The organism is Pseudomonas sp. SCB32 (genome assembly GCF_009189165.1).
GTDB lineage: Bacteria > Pseudomonadota > Gammaproteobacteria > Pseudomonadales > Pseudomonadaceae > Pseudomonas.
In genome coordinates, this window is the sequence record NZ_CP045118.1 from 6,130,092 (window position 1) to 6,148,305 (window position 18,214).

Genomic DNA, 18,214 nt, shown 5'->3' on the forward strand with positions numbered 1-18,214 from the left:
ATGCTCAACGAGATACGCACCTTCTTCGATCACAGCCGGCACACCGTCACCGTGGATGGCCAGAGTGCCTTACTGGATGTCTTGGCATTTTCCGGAACCGAGGCACTCAGCGAGACGTTTTGCTACGCCATCGAGGTGACCAGCCCGAACCTCGATATCGCCGCTGACACCATGCTCGGCAAAGACGCCAGCTTCATTCTGCGTGCTGCGCCGCCGTCAGTGGCGATTCGCGGCTTCACGCCGCCCCCGGTCGCGCCGCTGCGCACTCTGCATGGGGTGATTACGCAGTTCAAGCGACTCTCGGCCTCCCGCGATGAGGCACGCTATGAGCTGACCCTGGAGCCGCGTCTGGCCCTGCTGGATAAAGGTTGTCAGTACCGCATCTACCAGAACCAGAGCGTGCCCGAGGTAGTGGAAACTATCCTGCGTCGCCATGGCATGCGCGGGCAGGATTTCCTGATCGATCTCGGTCGTACCTACAAGCAGCATGACCAACTGCTCCAGTACGGCGAATCAGACTTTTCCTACATAAAACGCATCTGCGCGGAGAGGGGCATCTGGTTTAGCTTCGTTATGGACTTGAGGCTAAAAATCGATGTCGTCGAGCTGCATGACGCCCCCATGCACTATGAACGCGACTTCACCTTGCCGCTGCGCCCGCTGAGCGGGCTGGAAACCAGTGGCCAGGATGCTGTCTGGGATCTGCAAGCCAGCCACCAGATCGTGCAGCAGTTGGTCAGCACCCGGGCCTACTACTCGCGTGACGCCGGTGCCAACCTCGACGGTCAGGTCGATCTGACCCGAGGGGCAACCACTACCTACGGCGAGGCTTATCACTACGCCGACGAGCCTTACCAGACGCTAGGGGATTCCCTGGCGCGTGGCGATGAAGAAGGCCACGCCGAAAGCGGCGTCTTCTATGCGCAGCTAGCCCACGAGCGCTACCTGAATGACCAACTCCGGCTGAGTGGAGTCAGCAGCAGCGCCGAACTGGCTCCGGGCCTGGTGCTCAAGGTCGAGGGCGGGGCACCTTCAGCTTTCACCGAAGGCGCATTGATTGTCCGCACCCACTGCACCGCCGCCCGTGATCGCAGCTTCGAGGTGCGCTTCGAAGCCATTCCCGACGGCAACATCGCTTTCCGCCCGCCAGTACCGGCCAAGCCACGCATCGCTGGCACGGTCCCGGCACGCGTCACCAACCCGCAGCGGAACGATCCTTACGCCCACATTGACGGAGAAGGACGCTACCGCGTCAACTTCCTCTTCGACCGGGACGTCTGGCCGGCAGGCCGCGAAAGCATGTGGCTGCGTCTGGCGCGGCCTTATGCCGGCGACACCTACGGTCTGCATATGCCCTTGCTGGCCGGTACCGAAGTGGCCGTGGCCTTCGAACAGGGCGACCCGGACCGCCCCTTCATCGCCCATGCCCTGCATGACAGCCTGCACCCCGATCACGTCACCATCCGGAACGACCGACGGAATATTTTAAGAACGCCCGCGAACAACAAGATTCGCCTGGACGATACGCGGGGTCAGGAACATCTCAAGCTCAGCACTGAATACGCCGGCAAGAGCCAGCTCAACCTCGGCCACCTAGTGGATGCGCAGCGCAAGAAACGCGGAGAAGGCTTTGAGCTGAGAACTGATGACTGGGGCGCACTGCGCGCAGGTAAAGGTGTGTTCATCAGTGCTGATGAGCAGCACAAGGCAGAGGGCGTGGTACTGCAGATGGATGCGGCCATTGAGCAGTTGGACAGTGCTCTTTCTCTAGCGCGCTCCATGCGCGCGGCTGCGCTAGGCGCCCAAGTGAAGCCAGGCGACCTCGACAGCCAGATTCGGCTGAACAAAGCCCTGAATACGCTGGCCAAACCGGGCGTGCTAGTACACGCCCCTGGGGGCGTTGGCATCCTCAGCCCCGAAACGATCTGCATCTCATCCGGTGGCGAAAGTGTGGGAATCATGGCTGGTCGGAACCTCGACCTCAGCTCCGGCCGGGACTTCACCGCGGTGGCCGAGGACTCTGTCAGCGTCCTGGCACAGTCCTCGGGCATGCAACTCAAGGCGGCTCACGGCAAGGTCGAGCTGCACGCCCAAGATGGTGACCTGCATGCACTGGCCAGCAATGAGGTCAAGGTTGAAAGCACTGGCGGTCGGGTAGAGATAACAGCCCCGGAAGAAGTAGTGCTGCACTGTGCCGGCGCCTATATCCGCATCAAGGGCGGAGATATCGAACTCGGTGCTCCCGGCAATATTTATCTGAAAGCTGCCAATGTGCAGAAGCTCGGCAGTACAAACCTGAATATCCCGCCAACGCCTTTGCCAGGCGGCTACAGCGCACGTTATGTGCTGAAGGATGATGCACAAGCACCGATGACGTTTACCAGTTATCGAGTGACGACTGCCTCGGGCGAGATGTTCAACGGTGTCACGGACAGGGAAGGCAAGACTATGCCTCTCCATACTTTAACACCAGATAATTTGAAGATTGACTTCCCTGAGTCCGAAAGGTGGATCGGCTTTACTGGTCCATCTGATATGAGCTACGAGGGCATTCGTTGCACCGCAACAATGGATGATGGCGCAAAGCTGGAGGGGGTTTTTGAAGCTGATAACTCCGTGCGCTTTAACTCGATCAGTGGGAATGCCTGTGTAAACCTAGAGTTGGAAAATCTTGATCAGCCCGAAGAACTGCCAAGCATGGCTGTTGCAATTCTCAAGCGTTACGGAGCTTAAGGAATGGATTCATTCTATCGCTATTATCTGGCAGAAAAAATGCATCCTGCTGACGACGACGCGCTTGAGCGGGCTCTCAGCCTATACGAAGGAGCGGCATTAAAATTCTCTTCCGATTTTATCAGTGATGCCAAGCAGCGGGAAAATTATAACCGAAACGTTAAGAGAGTGAAGGAATTAGTGCTCGAAGAGGTCAGGTCTAAAAGAACCACTGTAAAAGATGCGGCCGAATATTGTAGTGAAATGCGAAATAAGATTATGGCCGAAATTCGAGCAAAGACTTCGGTGCATGGCCTGGCCATTGCTGAGCAAGAAAAGAGAATCCCCAAAACGCTTGAGCAGCTGCTTGATAAATATGCCGTTGAAAAATTTGGCAAGAAGTTCCTGGAGCTTAGTGAGCAGCAAAGAAATGCGGTTCATTACGAAATAATAGAGGCTTCCGCAAGGCCTCAAACGAAATTCAACACCCTTAATAAAAATTTGAGGATTGCCGGCAAGGTAATGATTGTCGTAACAATTGCCTACGCCGCTTATGAAATTGCCAATGCAGACAACAAAGCCAAGGAAACCATAAAACAAGGCGCTGCCATTGGTGGCGGGATCGCTGGAACTGCATTAGCTGGATTGGCTGTTAGTACCGTGTGCGGGCCAGGGGCTCCGGTTTGCGCTATTGCGTTACTAATTGCTGGTGGAATGGCAGGTGGTTTGTTGGCTTCAGGGACGGCGGATTACTTTGCTGAAGAGCTAGAGGAATTTACAAAGTGGTCCGTGAGTTAAAAATTATTCCATTGGCGTTAATGGCTGATAGGGAATAAAAATGATACAGGTAATTTAAATTGAGCCTCACAATTGCCGCCCTATTTGCCCCATTCATTATTTTAATTTTTCCTTTTGCTCTGGTTGCATATATGGCGAAAGTGGACATGGAAGAGATCGATAAAGCCTTCAGGCAAAGCAGGATTATTCACTCCTATTTGGAGGGATGGCGCGGCGGATCAATTCCAAGTCGCTGCACCCCGCTTCTGATTGTTATCGGAGCAATTGTCTGGCCAAACGTTCATGTTTCTAGAGGCGATCTATTGCCGGAAGAACTCCACAACCTCCCAAGAGGCGTTTTGCTCCGTATGCGATGGGTGGCGGGACTTATATGTCTCAGTTGTGCGTGGCTTGTTGCGTTATTTGTCTGGGGCAAGTATTTCAAATAGAGCGTGATCTGTATTGCCATCGGACGGTGGAGAATAAACATGGAGGGCGTGAGATTTAATGAAAAGAACCGGCGAAATTGAAATTTCTCAAGCTGGCCAAAGCGGTCGGCAAGGGCGCAACTCTTATCTAGTCCTTTCATGGATGATTGATCATGTCCGATAGAAATCACCGTACCGACACGCTTTGCCCGCTGAAAGATGTTCAAGCAGGCAAACAGATTAAGCACTGGCTTGAGTTTCAGCTCATCGACGAGCGCGGCGAGCCCCTGGCTAACCAGCGGTACCGGGTAATCAACGAGGCTGTGCGAAGCGGTGAGGTTCCGGAGTTTAGGGGAAAGAGTGACGCTAAAGGAGTAGTCCGTCTGGATGGCCTTAAGTCTCTCGCTGTCACATTATTTATTGCTGCCGATCCATTCGCTAAAGAATTGCAAACTCGACGCTTGCGCCCGATCCGGGCTGAAACCCCAATTGAGAAGGTCCATGCGTATACCTACGAGCCTTCACCTTCTGGCTTCTCGCCGCGCGAGAAGGATGCGCGGGCGGCGGGGAATCTGTATCACTACTTACGTATTGGGCAACTGAGCGACCGGCTGCCGAAGCTCGATCCTCCTTTGGCTGACCCGAAAAAATTACCCAGCTTCCATTTCCCAGACCCTGACTTCAAAGGTTTCACTGTCCCGGCCGAGCAATTGGATCGCCGTCATGTGTTGGAGGTTTGCCCCTTCCGCGCTTGGCAACTGGTGCTGCACCACCAGCCCGAGTACAGCATGGTCAACGGTTACAACCTGGGGCTGATGGCCAACCTTTCGTACAGCACGCTAGTGCAGAAACAGCGCAAGGCGGCGAAGAAGACGAGGAAAGAGGTGGACCTGGCAGTGGTATTCGGTGGGGTGGAGGAACTGTTCTTCCGCCAGTGCCTGGACCTGTCGCGTACACCGACGATGCTAGATCCAAAAGGGCAGGCGTTCCCGGCTGTAGTGGTAGATGTGCCGTTCGACGAGCGTTACACCACCGCGATCATGCTGGATTCGACCGAAGCGGAAACCCTGCCGAGTGACCCACGCACGCCATTCCGCATCATCGAGAACACCCAGTTGTTCTACTTCAGCAACAAGAAGCAGGTAGTGGTGGCGTGGCGTGGCACCCAGGAACCAATGGACTGGCTTACGGATCTCCAGTATCGGCCACGCCCCACCAATGGCACTGGTTGTGACATTAAGAGGCCTGGGAACCAATGCACATTTCTGACTTCGGCTGGGAGCGTACATGATGGTTTTTTGCAGGCGTTTGAGATAGCGAAAAAGTTATTTCCAACTCGTTTTTTAGAAATTGAGCAGGAGATTACCAACAAGAAGCTATTCATTTGTGGGCACAGCCTTGGCGGTGCGTTGGCGTTAATTCATTCAGCGGAACTGAAAAATGCCAACCCTCTGCTCTATACATACGGTATGCCGCGCACTTTCACGCGAAAGGCTGTGGAAAGTCTCGGTGCCGTCACTCACTTCAGGCATGTAAACGACGCCGACACCATTACCAGCGTTCCGCCTGAGGCCGAGTTGAATAACTGGCTGTACGGCGTTTTCGGCCCGCTTGGGCCGGACCTGGGCTATGTCTGGTCGGTGCCCGAGTTGCTGGTCAGCAAACTCACGGGGTTCGGTGATCCCTATTGGCACCACGGCAAGATCGCCATGCACTATCGCGCCGACCAGCACATCGCTATCCCCGCGTCAGCTTACCCGGCCTACAAGAGCAAGGACGGCCTCGGTGCTCCCTACTACAACACCATCCGTGCGCCGCTGCCCGAGCGCGCCTTCCTCTATCTGGTGCCCAGTCTGAACGATGCCGCCAGCCGTTACGCCGGGGAGGAACAAAAGGCGCTGATGAAGTCGTTGTCGAAAGAAAGCATGCAACGCTACTTCCCGCCGCACACCAACCCTGACCGCAGTAACAGCCGTACCAACCCGATGGATCACTCCATGATCAATGCGTATCTGCCGTTCCTGCACAACCAATTGCTGGAACTAAGCGACCCTACTCGAGCGTTGGTACGGAAGGAACAGCGCAAGTGCTTCGAAGAGCAGATGGGCCACAAGGATATCCCCAAGGCGGAACTGCAGCGCAACCAGCATTTCCTTGCCTTGCAGAAACTGATGCCTATGACCCTGCGCATGACCCAGGATATGGAGGGAGGCAGCGAAGCATTGCAGCGCTTCTGCCGCGAACAGGAAGCTGGCGTACCCATCGAGATCATGCGGGCACGCTCGCACTGTCGAGTACCGCCCCAGGCTGCCACCAGCAAGGTGGAGGAACTGACACCATGAATCAGCGTTTCATCCTTTCCTCCGCATTGGGCGGACTGGTGTTGTTGGCCAGCCTTAGCGGTTGCGCACAGAGCCAAGCGCTTACGCCTCCGCCTGGTGGCGCGCAGGTGGTCTTTCGCATCAAGGTTCCGCAGGACCTTGCGGCAGACCCGATGCGCGTGATGTATCGCTCAGAAAAATGCCCGGTTCAGCGGTCCGATGGCAGCGGAGGGCGTTTCGAAGTAGACGGTTATCACGCTATCGAAGTGGTTCCGCAACGCCAGGGGCAGAGTGATCTGTATTTGGCGAATGTAGCCCGTGATGGTGGCGGTGCCTGTCATTGGCAGTTGAGCAACGTGACTTTCGGTGTGCACTACCAAAATACTTTACGCTTTGGTTCAAACGTTCTGCCCGGAGGTGGCGGGGGGGTTATTGTATTGTTTGACGATAATCAACCGCAGCAACGCTCTTTGCTGGAGGATCCCGAAGAAGTTAGTGGGGATCTATTAGTCTCTAAGGACTATTATCCCTGGATCGATGAGCAATTTCTTATCCGCCATGAAACACGCGCATGGCTTTTTGGAGATGGTGACATTTATCCAACTTACAAAGCATTAAAGGCAAATATCGTAATATTCGAGCCAAGGCTACATACAGATGGCGTGGTGCATTCAGTAGGCCCAAGATTTAAGAAGGAAGGAGTTTATACCCAGTTTACTTACCCAGATGGCAGCAAAGAGGCTGATGGCAGCAGCAAGCCAAGCTTCGAGAAGTTACAAGCTATTCGGCTAGGGCGTGGCGAATAACAACGCATTCGGTACTGCTATCAGTAGTTCTTTGGAAGTGGAGCCGAAGCCGTGATGTATTTCGCTTCCCGGTACTCATGGAATTTATTGTCGAAGGAAGGGACTCTTGATGTCTCGAGGATTCGTTTTGCTGGGTGACAAGACCACTCACGGTGGTCAGGTCATTTCCGCGACCTCTGCCTATGAAATGCACGGCAAGTTCGTGGCGCTGGTGGGGGATCTCGTCAGTTGCCCCATCCCTGGCCACGGTGTGAATGCCATTGTCGAAGGCTGTCCGGACTGGTCCGAGAACGGCCGTGCGCTGGTTGTCGATGGCTGTCGTAGTGCTTGTGGCTGCCAGGTGATATCCAGCGCCCCAGACTGCTCGGTGTTGTAAACCATGGCATGGAATCGTCGTGCGCCCGACGTCATAGAGGCCCCTGCGCCGCTGTCGCTGATCCGCTGGTTGGGGGCTGCTCTGCTGGCGGTAGTCATAGGCATCGGACTGTTCGTGCTGGTGGTGTCGGGACGCCTGCCTGAACTCGGGAGCCTCAATGTCTGGATGCTGGCCGCTTCGCCGTTATTAGTGTGGCTGCTGGCATTCGCGGTACGCAGCTACACCTACGGCGGAGCACTGAGCCACTTCCAGTTTCTGGAGGAGCAGGCAGATGAGGCCAAAGTTGCATGGAGCCAGTGGGCGCAGCGTCACTTTGGGGTGCAGGCGAGTTGCGTGGTATTGCCGGAGCGGGTGTCTGCGGCACTAATCGCCCAGGGAGTTCCTGGTCAGCCTCGCCGTCCAGGCGAGGTTTGCCGCATTGCCGAACTGCCTGCGGCGGGCGATGCGCGTGTGCGGGTTGCGTTGCAGAAGCTGTTCGCGGGGGTAGGGGCTGCTCTTATGGTGCTGCCTGCCGATCGAGCATTGCGAGTGACCGTGCTAAGCGACCTTGATGCTGAAGGCCTGGAATCACTTCGCACGGTGTGGGGCAAGGATTGGTCCAAAGCCATCCCTAACTATTTGCAGGTAGCAGTGAGCTTCGTCAGCGAGCTCTCGCTGCAATGGCTGGAAGACAGCCTGAAGGCCCCCGGTGCGGCGGTCGAGCTATTGGTGGTCCTGCAAATCAATGGGCAGGGCGCCTATTCCGATGGATTGGCTGCCTTGTTGCTGTGCCCGGATGCCCTGGTGCAGGAATGGGAGCTGCCCGTTCAAGGCCGGCTGCTGCGGCCGATGCCACTGGATGCCGGTAAGTTGGACACGGAGCTGCCGCTTTTCCTGGAAACCCAACTGGCGGCACGAAACGCCACCGGCATTCTCGCCGACAGTGCGCAATGGCAACCGAGCCTGGGAACCCTTCTCGCGATGGGCGAGGCGCAGCAGGCGAAGTTCCAGGTAGGGCAGCAGTGGATACAGGAGGCGTTCTGTGGCGTGCCGGGGCCGTTCAGTGCCTGGCTGCTGGCGGGGTTGGGCCTAGAGATGAGCCGGCACTTCCAACAACCGCTGGTGTTGCTCAGTCAGGAGCCCTCGCAGCGTTGGATCAGTACTGTCGCCACGGGAGAATTGGCATGAAGACCTATAGCAACCCGTGGCGCCGCGTCGGCGGCGGAATGTTGATCGGCGCGGCGCTGGCGGTAGTGGGCGGGTTGATCTGGCGTTATGGCGATCGGATAGGTTTGGTCGAGAATCGCGACAAGGTGTTCGTCTTCCTGCTACTCACGGTCATTGTCCTCATCCTGCGTTCGGCCCCTAAGCTGCTGGCCCATATAAAACGCCAGCAGTATCAGGATCAGGGCGTGGCGACGGGTGTTCGTCCCGCATCGGATGGGGCTCTACTGCCTTCCAGCAAGCGTGCTTCGTCGAAGGATGAGATCCCCCAACAGTTGCGGGCTCAGTACGGTTTTTTCTGGAAACGTAAAGTCCGCCTGCTGCTGGTGGTCGGTGAGCTGGAGCAGATCGAGGCCGTAGCGCCGGGGTTGTCCAAACAGCAATGGCTGGAAGGGCAGGACACCGTGCTGTTGTATGGCGGTTCGTTGAACAGCCAATGGCAGACCGATGTGGCTGCACTGCTGAAGACGTTGCGCCGCTCGCGCCCGGTAGATGGCATCGTCTGGGCGCTGAGCGAGGCGCAGGGCAATGACGTGGCCACCGTCAGCACGGGGGTGCGCCAGTTACGCGACCTGGGTCAGGTGTTGTGCTGGCAGGCGCCGTTGTACCTGTGGCAGGTGTGCACAAGCCCGTGGAGCCAGGCTGACCGCGAGGGGCAACCGGTCGGTTGCCTGCTGCCGGCGAAAGCCTCGGCAGAGCAGATCGAGGCGTCGCTGCGCAAGCTGGTGGTGCCACTGCGCGCGCGCGGGATGAGCCAACTCGCGGAGCACTCTAACCATGATTTCCTGCTACGCCTGTCCCGTGACCTGGAGCATTCTGGCATTAGCCAATGGCGCCAAGCGCTGAGCCCTTTCCTGGCACAGCTCAACTGCTCGGTGCCGCTACGTGGTTTGTTGTTCAGCCCGAAGCTCGCCGGTATCGCTATCGGCACACCGAATGCGTGGTGGCCGGAGGCGAGTTGGAGAGCGGTGCTGGGGGACAAGCAAATCCGGGGCCGCCGTTTGGCCTGGTCCTGGGTACGTGGGGCCTATATCGCGGGATTGGCGCTTGCCGGCCTCTGCGCCCTGGCATTCCTGTTGTCCTTCGCCAGCAACCGCAACCAGATCGCCACCGTGGAGTCGGTTTTGGCGACCCTCAACACCCAAGGCGACGCGAATGCGCAGCTCAAGGCCTTGCACGAACTGACCCGCGAGATGTCCCGCCTGGATTACCGGCGCGAGCATGGCGAGCCCTGGTATTTGCGCTTTGGCCTGAGCCAGAACGACGCCCTGCTGGCCGTGCTGTGGCCGCGCTATGCCCAGGCCAACAATCGCTTGATGCGCGATGTGGCGGCCAAGCACCTGGAGCAACAACTGACGGACCTGGCCGCCTTGCCGGCGGACAGCCCCAAGCGTGCGGCACGGGCGGAAGAAGCACACGCCGAGCTCAAGGCTTACCTGATGATGGCCCGCCCGGAAAAGACCGATCCGGAGTTCCTGACCAAGGTGCTGGCCCGCGAGGAAACCGACCGTCCCGGTGTCACGCCGGGTCTCTGGCAAGACCTGTCGCCCAACCTCTGGGCGTTCTACGCACAGCACCTGGCGGCACACCCCGAATGGCGCACGGAGCCCCAGCCCGACCTTGTGGCCCAAGCCCGACAAGTGCTACTGAGCCAACTGGGCCAACGCAACGGCATGGCCAACCTGTACCAGCAGGTGATCGACCGGGCGAGCAACAACTACGCGGCGATGACCTTGCTGGATATGGTCGGCGAAACCGATGCATCGATGCTGTTCGACACCCCCAACAGCGTGCCGGGAGTGTTCACTCGCCAAGCCTGGGAGGGGCAGGTCCGCAAAGCCATCGACGAAGTAGCCGAGGCCCGTCGCGAAGAAATCGACTGGGTGCTGAGCGATCAGCAGAGCACGATCGACAGCGAGCTGACGCCCGAGGTGCTCAAGGCGCAGTTGACCGAGCGCTACTTCCAGGCGTTCAGCGACGCCTGGCTGGCCTTCCTCAACAGTATCCGTTGGCGTCAGGCGGACAGTCTGTCCGACGCGATCAGCCAGCTCACCCTGCTCAGCGATGTACGCCAGTCACCGCTGATTGCCCTGATGAACACCCTGGCCTACCAGGGCAAGACCGAAGTCAAAGGCGAAGCCCTCTCCGATTCGCTGATGAAGTCCGCGCAGCAGATGCTGGACAAGGACAAGCAGCCGGTGATCGACCAGAAGGCCGCCGGTCCACAGGGGCCATTGGACGGCACCTTCGGTCCGCTCCTCGCTTTGCTGGGCAAGGAAAAATCCGCTGCCACCACCGGTGGTGACAACCTGAGCCTGCAAGCCTTCCTCACCCGCGTCACGCGCGTGCGCCTGAAGCTGCAACAGATCACCACCGCCACCGATCCGCAGGCGATGACCCAGGCCCTGGCGCAGACGGTGTTCCAGGGCAAGAGCGTGGACCTGACCGACACCCTCGACTACGGCAGCCTGATCGCCGCCAGCCTCGGGGCGGAATGGAGCGGCTTTGGCCAGAACCTCTTCGTGCAACCGCTCAACCAAGCCTGGGAAGGCGTGCTCCAGCCCTCCGCTGCAAGCCTAAATCGCCAGTGGCAGCGAGCAATCGTCGGCAACTGGCAGCGCTCCTTCAATGGCCGCTATCCGTTCGCCGCCACCGGCAGCGATGCGTCGCTGCCGATGCTAGGTCAGATGATCCGTTCCGGTACCGGTCGCATTGACCAATTCATCAGCTCGCAACTGAGTGGTGTGCTGCACAAGGAAGGCAATCGCTGGGTACCGGACAGCGCCAATACTCAGGGGCTGCACTTCAATCCACAGTTTCTCAAAGCGGTCAATCAACTGGGTGAGCTGGCGGACATCCTCTACACCGATGGCGGCATGGGGATGACCTTCCAGCTCCAGGCCAAGCCCGTGCGCAATGTGGTGGAGACCACCTTCATCCTCGATGGCGTGAAGCTGGAGTACTTCAACCAGATGGAGAGCTGGCAGCAGTTCACTTGGCCGGGGGGAACCGACCATCCAGGCGCCTCCTTGAGCTGGACCAGTATTAATGCCGGGGCCCGCTTGTTCGGCGACTACTCCGGTACCTGGGGCCTGATCCGCCTGCTCGAACAGGCCAAGGTCACCACTCTGGACGACAGCAACACACGCTTTGAATTGGTGCTGACCGCGCCGGACAAGTTGCCATTGACCTGGTACCTGCGTACCGAGCTGGGCAACGGCCCGCTGGCGGTGCTGCAGCTGCGGGGTTTCACACTGCCCACGAACATCTTCGTCACGGGGGCCGGGGCCTCCGATCCCTATGCCGTGATCGAGCCGTTTGAGTAGCTCTTGCCATGATCAAGTGTCCACCTGCCATTCAACGCGAGCTGGATCGTTTGCACCTGACGTGTCTCGATCCGCGATGGCAAACGCGAAAGTCTACCTATCGTTTCTATTGCCAGGAGGGCCACGAGTTTGAGTGGTTGGCGGACTCGTTGTTTGCGCTCAAGGCGTGCCCTGAGTGTCGGAACGCCAGAAAGCTCGATCACTTACGGCAACAAGCAGCCCAGGAGGGCAGTGAGTGCCTCGATGTGTGGCTCGGCTCCAAAGCGCAGTACCGGTTTCGCTGCCTGAACGACCCCGGCCACGAATGGTCGCGCTCCTACCCATTCGCGCGGCGTACCGCACGCTGCCCACACTGCAGCGTGGCCAAGGCTGCGCAGAATCAGATGATCGTAGATGGGCTGCAAAAGTTGCAGGCATATGCCCGGAGTCGGGGTGGGGAATGTCTCTCACAGACATACCTGGGCGTGGAGCGCAGGCATCAATTTCGTTGTGCCCAAGGCCACATTTGGGCTGCACGGGCCGGCAGTATGCTCCGCCTTGGACAATGGTGCTCTCAGTGCCGCAATGACCAGCAGCGCGCTGAGTTGGAGGCGGTTCGTATCACTGCTACGGCTCGAGGTGGGAAGTTTCTGTCCGCCGATTACTTCAACAACCGTACGCCCTATGAATGGGCCTGTGCCCGTGGGCATACCTGGACGACTACCTACGCCTCAATTCGTGCCGGCACCTGGTGCCCAACCTGCTACTACATGAGCCGAACCAAACCTGGCTCAGCCGCCTGGCGACGCTACCAGACGCACCAACCCCGAGATTGACGATGTGCCGTACATGAAGGGATTTAAGACACACCGATGAGTTTGCAAGGACTGATTTCCACCTGCCTGGATGGGCAAGAAGCCGTGGCGCTGGCCAAGGCTCAGGCGAGCCAGTGGGAAACCTGGTTGGCGCCGATCAGCAAGGCGTCGCCGACCGGTGAAGACCCCGGTTACGACGATGATTTCCAGCACATGCGCGAGGAGGTCAACAAGCTCTCCGGCGCGGACGTGGAAAAGGTCATCGAGCTGGCGGAGCAGTTGCTCAAGCAGCGCTGCAAGGACCTGCGGATCGCGACTTACTACCTCTGGGCGCGCACGCAGCGAGATGGCGAGGTGGGGCTCGCCGATGGTCTGGAACTGGTGGCGGCGCTGCTCGAACGCTTCGCCAAGCAGGTACTGCCGGCTCGCCCGAACAGCCGGCGCACCGCACTGGAGTGGGTGGCCAGCGGTAAGGTGCTGGACAGCCTGTCGCTGTTCCCCGAGGTGGTGAAGGCGGAGGCGCAGCGCACAGTGGCAGCGCTCGCCTGGCTGGAGCAGATCGTCTCCTCCTGGCCGAAAAGCGAGCGACCAGGGTTGGGTTCTCTGTATGCGGCCCTGACTGCTCGTATGACGCAATCAGGCGGGGTGAATGCCCTGGTGCCACAAAACAGTGCCGCGCACAGCGAGCCGACGTCGCACTCGGCGGCCCCGGTCCTGGCGGCAATCAAGTCCGGCCGCGACCTGCTGGACAGCGGCAAGGCGCTGGCCGGCTACCTGCGCGACCAGCCGCAGGGCTGGCTGGCCGCCCATCGCCTGCTGACCAGCCTGCGCTGGGACACCGTGCACCAGTTGCCGGTGCAGGAGGCCAACGGCAATACCCGCCTGGCCCCGCCGCGCACGGAGTATCGCGCCCAGCTCAAACGCCTCTGCCTGCAGCAGAGCTGGATCGAGCTGCTGGACCAGGTGGAGCGCATGTACGCCGAAGGGGTGAACCACTTCTGGCTGGACCTGCAGTGGTACCTCTGCCAGAGCCTGAGCAAGCTGGGCGTCCCCTATGAAGGCTGGGCGGACATCATCAAGCGCGACCTGGGCATGTTCCTCGATCGCCTGCCGGGCATCGAACAGTTGCGCTGGAGCGATGGCACGCCCTTCGCCGATGAGCCCACGCGCGAATGGATCACTCAGCAGGTGAGCGGCAATCAGCCCGCTCCGTGGATGTCCACGCCCGTCGCGACCTCCGCCGTGGTGGACGACATCCTGGCGCTGGAGAGCGAAGCCCTGGCCCAGGCCGACAGCGATGGTGTCGAGGCGGCCCTGGCCTGGCTGGCCGCGCGCCCGGATGCGACGACCGGGCGGCAGCGTTGGCTGCTGCGCCTGCTGATGGCGCGGGTGGCCGAGCAGTACGGTAAGAGCGACCTGGCGATCCACCTGCTGGGCGAGCTGGATGCCGTTGCACAGCAGCAGGGCCTGAGTACCTGGGAGCCGGAGCTGGGCTTCGAGGTCAAGGCGCGCCTGCTCAAGCTGTTGCGGCAGAAATCCCAGCGCAGCGATGCCGACAAGACCACCCTGGCGCGACGCATGGAAGGCCTGCTGGCCGCCCTGGTCGCGATCGACCCTGTTCGCTCGGCCGTGCTGTGCGGCTGAGCGACTTCGCGGATTCATAACGGTGAGCATGGACAATCTGACACTGCGTTATTTCGATGCCGAAATGCGCTACCTGCGCGAAGCGGGCAAGGAGTTCGCCGAGGCGTTCCCTGACCGGGCCGCGCAGCTCAACCTGGACAAGGCCGGCGCCCGCGATCCCTTCGTGGAGCGGCTGTTCGAGGGCTTCGCATTCCTCATGGGGCGTCTGCGCGAGAAGCTCGATGACGACCTGCCGGAGCTGACCGAGGGCCTGGTGAGCCTGCTGTGGCCGCATTACCTGCGCACTATCCCCTCGCTGTCGGTGGTCGAGCTGACGCCGGACATTCGCGAGATGAAGCGCTGCGAAACCATCGCCCAGGGATTCGAGGTGCTGTCGCAGCCGGTAGGCCCCAAGCGCACGCGCTGCCATTACACCACTACCCAGGACGTCACGCTGAACCCGCTGTCCATCGAGTCAGTACGGGTAACCAGCGAGCCGGATGGCCGCTCTGTGCTGCGCCTGCGCTTTGTCTGTAGCCCGATGGCGAATTGGTCCGAAATCGATCTGAGCCGCCTGCCGCTCTACCTCAATGCCGACGCCCCCCTGGCCTGCGCACTGCACCGTGCCCTGACGCTCAATGCCCAGGCGCTCTATGTGCAGGTGCCAGGGCATACGGGTCGGTTGAAGCTGGACGGTCACTTCTCGCCGAAGGGATTTGGCGATGAGGACCGGCTTTGGCCCAAGGGGGACAGTGCCTTCAGCGGCTATCAACTGCTACTGGAGTACTTCACCTTCCGCGAAAAATTCATGTTCGTCACGCTGCGCGGCCTGGAGCAGATGCCGATCCCAGCGGAGCTGTCGAGCTTCGAGCTGGACGTGGTGCTGAGCGAGCAATGGCCGCATGAGTTCGTGGTGAGCGCCGAACATGTACGGCTGCATGCGGTGCCGGTGATCAACCTGTTCCCGCTCGAGGCCGACCCCCTGACACTATTGCCGCTGCAGACCGATTACCTGCTACGGCCGATGCGCCTGCAGGACGGGCACACCGAGATCTACTCGGTGGACAACGTGTCTTCGTCCAAGCACTCGTCGAAACGCGACTACGTGCCGTTCACCAGTTTCCGCCACAAGGGCGGCATGCTGCGTGACGAAGCGCCGGAGCGCTACTTTCATACGCGGATGAAGCGCGGGGCGAATGGCATGCACGACACCTGGTTGATTCTCGGCGGTGAAGGCTTCGACGCCGATCGTCTGAGCCAGAGCGAAAGCCTGTCCCTGCGCCTCACCGGCACCAACGGCCAACTGCCGCGCAAGGCGCTGCAGAGCACCCTGCTGGACTCACTGGTGAAGACGCCGCTGATGGGCTTGAAGGTGCGCAATCTCTGTGCGCCGACCCTGCCGTGCTATCCGCCCAACCAGGACCGCTTCCACTGGCGCGTGCTTAGTCACCTGGGCTCCAACTTCCTGCCGATGCTGGACAACGCCGAAGTGCTGCGTGGCACCCTGGCGCTGTACGACTGGACCCACAGCGAGCTGAATCGCAGGCGGCTGGCGGCCATCGTCGAGGTGCGCCATCACCTGATCCAGCGCTTCGAGAAGGGCTTCCTGCTGCGCGGCGTGGACATCGAGGTGACGCTGGATGCCAACGGTTTCTGCGGCGAGGGCGACATCAGTCTGTTCGGCGAGATGCTTAATCGCTTCTTTGCCCTGTACGCCGATATCCACCTGTTCAACCAGCTCACGCTGGTCCTGCAACCTACTGGTAAGAGCCTGCGATGGACCGAGAACCACAGTCAGCGTATTCCCGGCTGAAGGCCAGCGGTCTGCTGGAGAGGCTGGCGGGGCGGGTGTCCGAAGCGAACCTGTACCGCTTCTGCCAGCTGATCGAAGCGGCGGCTCCGGACAATCCCCCCTTGGGGACCACAACACGGCCCAGCGACGATGCCGTGCGTTTTCGTCCGCACCCCGGCATGGCGTTTCCCGCCGGCGAGCTCAAGGCCATCGAGTTCGACGAGGAGTATCCCGAGCGCCCCGCCACGGTGCGTACCCGGTTGCTTGGTTTGTACGGTGTCGATTCCCCGTTGCCCACTGCCTACCTGGACGACATTACCCAGCGCCGGGAGGGGCACGAGGCGCTGGAGGCCTTCCTCGACATCTTCAACCACCGCATCTTCACCCAGTTCTACCGCATCTGGCGCAAGTACTCCTATCCCGCCACCTTCGAGGCCGGTGGCGCGGATAGCACCTCGCAATGCCTGCTCGGGCTGATCGGGCTGGGTATTCCGGGGACGGCGAACCACATCGCCACGCCGGTATCGCGTTTCCTCGCCTTGCTCAGCGTGATGCGCCTGCCGACCCGCAATGCCGAGGGCATCAGCGCACTGGTGAAGCTGCTGGCGCCGAACACACAGGCACGCGTGACTGCGCACTGGCCCCGAAAGGTGCCGCTGGCACAACCTGCCAGCCTGTCGAAAGAGCGACCCGTCAGCCTCTCCCAGGGCACGCCGCTGGGCGCCGTGGGCGCGGATGCCAATAGCCAGGTGCGTCTGGAGCTGGTGACCGAGGACCTTGCCGAGGCGCAAGGCTGGCTGCCGGGAAGCCAACTGCACAGCGATCTGCTGGTGCTGTTGCGGGTGTACCTGGGATGGCGATGCACCGCGAAACTGCAGCTCACCTTGCCGGTGGAATGCCTGCCGCAGCCGGTGCTGGGCGGCGCTCCGGTGTTACTGGGGCTGACCGGCGTACTGGGGCTAGATCCCGGCGCTGGACAGCCGTGCATAACTGTCAATCTGGGGCGTTACCTGGGACTGAGAGAGAACAAAAAAAGAAGGGAGACACAGCATGTCACTTACTGCTTCTAAGACTCTGCTGACCGTGGCCGTGTTTGGCCTCCTGCTCAGCGGGTGTGGGCTGACTCAGCGCGCGATGGATGGAGGGAGTTCCATCGCTCAGGGCATTTTCTACAAGCAGGTTAAGGTCCTGCATCTGGACTTCAACGCCCGCACAGCGCTGAACACTTCGGCCACTGACATGTCCGCACTGTCAGTCTCGACCTTGGTGCGTGTCTACCAGTTGAAGGATGACAAGGCACTGGAGAAAGCGGACTACCCCAGACTGTTAAGCAATAGCAGTGATGTGTTGGCAGAGGATCTGCTGGACGAGCACTGGGTAGTTGTGAAGCCCGGCGGGGGCGCACAACTGAACGCTGCGCTGGCCGATGAGACGAAGTTCGTCGCCGTGGTTGCGCTGTTTCGCTCCCCGGATAGGCAGCAGGGTAATTGGCGCCTGACGCTCGCCCGCGAGGAGCTGGATCCGGATTACCCACGGGTGATTGAGCTGGGCGACAACGCGCTGAACCTGGCACCACTGCCCAAAGAGGACTCCTGGTGGTGAGTGAGCAGAATCCGTCGCTCTACGAGCTGCTGTTGCAGAACTTCACCGGTGAGCTCGATCTGCATCGGGCGCGCGAGGAGGATCAACCCCTGCTTTCGGTGCTGGACAACTTGCAGCGCATCCTCAACTGCCGGGCCGGCACCCTCAGCCATCTGCCCGACTACGGTCTGCCAGACATGAGCGAGATCCTGCATGGCATGCCGGGCAGCGCCCATGGGTTGATCGGCAACATGACCAACATGCTGCTCAAGTACGAGCCGCGCCTAGCGTCGCTCAACATCGAGTTGCTACCGCAAATCCTTCCCGGGCACTTGGAGTACAGCGTTACAGTCGAGCTGCATGATGGGATGCGCGCAACTTTCGGCACCACACTGGCGCCAGAAGGACGGGTGTTGGTGCGCCACTTGAAACAGATAAATTGCCTACAGCCATAGCGTGATGGAACGGACATCAA

The 18,214-nt window shown here is 59.9% G+C and carries 13 protein-coding genes; all 13 read left to right on the forward strand.

Translation table 11 applies throughout. The features are described 5' to 3' along the window. The 13 genes from GA645_RS27920 (at window position 1) to tssE (ending at window position 18,194) form a co-directional block, all read left to right on the forward strand. On the forward strand, window positions 1-2,733 hold the full coding sequence (locus GA645_RS27920) for a type VI secretion system Vgr family protein (RefSeq protein WP_152227536.1): 2,733 nt from the start codon (window positions 1-3) through the stop codon (window positions 2,731-2,733). A gap of 3 nt (window positions 2,734-2,736) precedes the next feature. Beyond that, window positions 2,737-3,510: a hypothetical protein gene (locus tag GA645_RS27925; RefSeq protein WP_218572345.1), complete on the forward strand. Its 774-nt coding sequence runs from the start codon at window positions 2,737-2,739 to the stop codon at window positions 3,508-3,510. Window positions 3,511-3,569: 59 nt separating this feature from the next. Further along, entirely contained in the window at window positions 3,570-3,938 is a 369-nt protein-coding gene (locus tag GA645_RS27930; protein ID WP_152227538.1) for a hypothetical protein, read from the forward strand. Window positions 3,939-4,090: 152 nt separating this feature from the next. Then, window positions 4,091-6,259 (forward strand): lipase family protein, encoded by a 2,169-nt coding sequence (locus GA645_RS27935; RefSeq protein WP_152227540.1) that lies wholly within the window; start codon window positions 4,091-4,093, stop codon window positions 6,257-6,259. After that, entirely contained in the window at window positions 6,256-7,044 is a 789-nt protein-coding gene (locus tag GA645_RS27940; RefSeq protein WP_152227542.1) for a hypothetical protein, read from the forward strand. The genes GA645_RS27935 and GA645_RS27940 overlap by 4 nt, the downstream gene beginning before the upstream one ends. Before the next feature lie 109 nt (window positions 7,045-7,153). After that, a complete protein-coding gene (locus GA645_RS27945) occupies window positions 7,154-7,420 on the forward strand; it encodes a PAAR domain-containing protein (protein ID WP_152227544.1) in 267 nt (88 codons plus the stop codon). A 3-nt stretch (window positions 7,421-7,423) separates the two neighbouring features. Further along, complete coding sequence (locus GA645_RS27950; RefSeq protein ID WP_256676037.1) at window positions 7,424-8,587, forward strand: hypothetical protein; 1,164 nt, start codon at window positions 7,424-7,426, stop codon at window positions 8,585-8,587. Next, window positions 8,584-11,949, forward strand: a complete 3,366-nt coding sequence (locus GA645_RS27955) for an ImcF-related family protein (protein WP_152227546.1) — start codon at window positions 8,584-8,586, stop codon at window positions 11,947-11,949. The genes GA645_RS27950 and GA645_RS27955 overlap by 4 nt, the downstream gene beginning before the upstream one ends. An 851-nt stretch (window positions 11,950-12,800) precedes the next feature. Beyond that, window positions 12,801-14,387: a type VI secretion system protein TssA gene (gene tssA / locus GA645_RS27960; RefSeq protein WP_152227548.1), complete on the forward strand. Its 1,587-nt coding sequence runs from the start codon at window positions 12,801-12,803 to the stop codon at window positions 14,385-14,387. Between the two features lie 22 nt (window positions 14,388-14,409). Further along, entirely contained in the window at window positions 14,410-16,179 is a 1,770-nt protein-coding gene (gene tssF / locus GA645_RS27965) for a type VI secretion system baseplate subunit TssF (protein WP_152227550.1), read from the forward strand. Beyond that, window positions 16,143-17,228 (forward strand): type VI secretion system baseplate subunit TssG, encoded by a 1,086-nt coding sequence (gene tssG, locus GA645_RS27970; RefSeq protein WP_152227553.1) that lies wholly within the window; start codon window positions 16,143-16,145, stop codon window positions 17,226-17,228. The genes tssF and tssG overlap by 37 nt, the downstream gene beginning before the upstream one ends. Next, window positions 17,209-17,760: a type VI secretion system lipoprotein TssJ gene (gene tssJ, locus GA645_RS27975; RefSeq protein WP_152227555.1), complete on the forward strand. Its 552-nt coding sequence runs from the start codon at window positions 17,209-17,211 to the stop codon at window positions 17,758-17,760. The genes tssG and tssJ overlap by 20 nt, the downstream gene beginning before the upstream one ends. Next, window positions 17,757-18,194, forward strand: a complete 438-nt coding sequence (gene tssE, locus GA645_RS27980; protein ID WP_152227557.1) for a type VI secretion system baseplate subunit TssE — start codon at window positions 17,757-17,759, stop codon at window positions 18,192-18,194. The genes tssJ and tssE overlap by 4 nt, the downstream gene beginning before the upstream one ends. Window positions 18,195-18,214: the final 20 nt, after the last annotated feature.

What these genes read in the sequence shown, in the direction of transcription:
- GA645_RS27935 (WP_152227540.1), top strand. Translation starts at nt 4,091, where the DNA reads ATGTCCGATAGAAATCACCGTACCGACACGCTTTGCCCGCTGAAAGAT.
- GA645_RS27940 (WP_152227542.1), top strand. Translation starts at nt 6,256, where the DNA reads ATGAATCAGCGTTTCATCCTTTCCTCCGCATTGGGCGGACTGGTGTTG.
- GA645_RS27920 (WP_152227536.1), top strand. Translation starts at nt 1, where the DNA reads ATGCTCAACGAGATACGCACCTTCTTCGATCACAGCCGGCACACCGTC.
- GA645_RS27945 (WP_152227544.1), top strand. Translation starts at nt 7,154, where the DNA reads ATGTCTCGAGGATTCGTTTTGCTGGGTGACAAGACCACTCACGGTGGT.
- tssA (WP_152227548.1), top strand. Translation starts at nt 12,801, where the DNA reads ATGAGTTTGCAAGGACTGATTTCCACCTGCCTGGATGGGCAAGAAGCC.
- tssJ (WP_152227555.1), top strand. Translation starts at nt 17,209, where the DNA reads ATGTCACTTACTGCTTCTAAGACTCTGCTGACCGTGGCCGTGTTTGGC.
- GA645_RS27925 (WP_218572345.1), top strand. Translation starts at nt 2,737, where the DNA reads ATGGATTCATTCTATCGCTATTATCTGGCAGAAAAAATGCATCCTGCT.
- GA645_RS27950 (WP_256676037.1), top strand. Translation starts at nt 7,424, where the DNA reads ATGGCATGGAATCGTCGTGCGCCCGACGTCATAGAGGCCCCTGCGCCG.
- GA645_RS27955 (WP_152227546.1), top strand. Translation starts at nt 8,584, where the DNA reads ATGAAGACCTATAGCAACCCGTGGCGCCGCGTCGGCGGCGGAATGTTG.
- tssG (WP_152227553.1), top strand. Translation starts at nt 16,143, where the DNA reads ATGGACCGAGAACCACAGTCAGCGTATTCCCGGCTGAAGGCCAGCGGT.